Genomic DNA, 1501 nt, shown 5'->3' on the forward strand with positions numbered 1-1501 from the left:
CCCAGATTATCCATTAGCCATTTCCCAAGCATTTGAGGCAAGCTTGCGGCAAGGCAGTGGGTCTTCGCTACGGCATCAAGCCGGGGCATTTCTAATGGATTCCATTAGCAATAACCTTCATGAATCAGCCACATAAGAGGTAGACATGGCCGGGCTGCCGCTGCAGGGAGATGGGTTTTCGATCAGTTTCAGCAACCGCGAGGTCACCGCCTGGGGCGGATTGGTGCTCTTCAAGCAGATGCTCGACAGCATGGGCTTTCGGGACGCCGCCGGGAGCTGGGGATTGCCCGCGCCCGGATCAAACCGGGGCTATGCGCCACTCCAGCTGATCGAACAATTCATCGTCTCGATCTGGTGCGGTGCCTGCCGCTTCGCGCATGCGGAAACGGTGCGCATGGACGGCACGCTGGTACGCTTGTTCGGCTGGACAAAGGCCGCCGGCCACAAGGCCATCATGCGCCTGTTTGCCCGCTTCGACATGCTCGGCAACGAACGGGTACAAGCCGAGGCCTACCGCTGGCTCTTCGCCAAGATCGGCGCACTCAAGCACGTCACGCTGGATGTGGATTCCACCGTCCTCACGCGCAACGGCGCGCAGGACGGCGGCGCGCGTGGCTACAACCCCGGCCGCCGCGGGCGGGCCAGCCATCACCCATTGCTGGCCTTTGTCGCCGAAGCGCGCATGGTGGCCAACTTCTGGCTGCGGCCAGGCAACACGCACAGCGCCAACAACATCCTGCAATTTCTCGAATCCACTCTGCATCACCTGGGCGACAAGACGGTCGGCCTGCTGCGCGCCGACAGTGGCTTCTTCGACGAGAGCATCCTGACCACCCTGGAAGGCAAGCGCATTCCGTACATCATTGCGGCCCGATTGACCCAGCCGCTGCAACGCACGATCTATCAGGCGACCGGCTGGTGGGCGCTGGAAACCGGGCTGGAGCTGACCGAGTTGCGCTACCGCGCCGCCGGCTGGGAAGGCGAGCGCCGGCTGATCGTGGTTCGCCAATCGGTCAAGCGGAAAACGGCAGCCGGCAAGACGCTGGCGCTGTTTGCGGATGACCCGGACATTCAGGGTTGGCGCTATGGCGCGTTTGCCACGAGCCTTGACTTGCCGATGGCGGAGGTGTGGCGCACCTATCGGGGGCGGGCCGACTGCGAGAACCGGATCAAGGAACTCAAGGCGGATTTTGGTCTGGATGCCTTCAACATGCGGGATTTTTGGGCCACCGAAGCTGCGCTGGGCTTTGCCATGCTGGCCTACAACCTGATGAGCCTGTTTCGGCAGGCCGTGCTGCGCTCCCGGGTTCAGCACACGCTGTCGACGCTGCATGGGCTGGTGCTGGCGATTGGCGGCGCGTGGGGTCAGGGCAGCAAGCAGAACCACCTGATGCTATCGATTCCCCGCCGCAAACGCGCCTGGTTCTCCGGACTTTGGGCCAATGCTTCGGCTCCGCCGGTTGTCCAAGGACTGCGAAGTGGCTAATGGACAATCTGGGTT

1 protein-coding gene is annotated in these 1501 nt (G+C 62.7%); it reads left to right on the forward strand.

Annotated elements, in window-relative coordinates; translation table 11 throughout:
- Positions 1 to 145 precede the first annotated feature (145 nt).
- Positions 146 to 1486: an IS1380 family transposase gene (locus C515_RS21650; RefSeq protein ID WP_051305041.1), complete on the forward strand. Its 1341-nt coding sequence runs from the start codon at positions 146 to 148 to the stop codon at positions 1484 to 1486.
- The last annotated feature ends 15 nt before the right edge of the window (positions 1487 to 1501 follow it).

Origin of the sequence: Chitinilyticum litopenaei DSM 21440, from assembly GCF_000428145.1 — a bacterium.
Taxonomy (GTDB): Bacteria; Pseudomonadota; Gammaproteobacteria; order Burkholderiales; family Chitinibacteraceae; genus Chitinilyticum; species Chitinilyticum litopenaei.

Excerpts from the sequence above, each read along its gene's own strand:
- C515_RS21650 (WP_051305041.1), top strand. The coding sequence starts at position 146 with ATGGCCGGGCTGCCGCTGCAGGGAGATGGGTTTTCGATCAGTTTCAGC.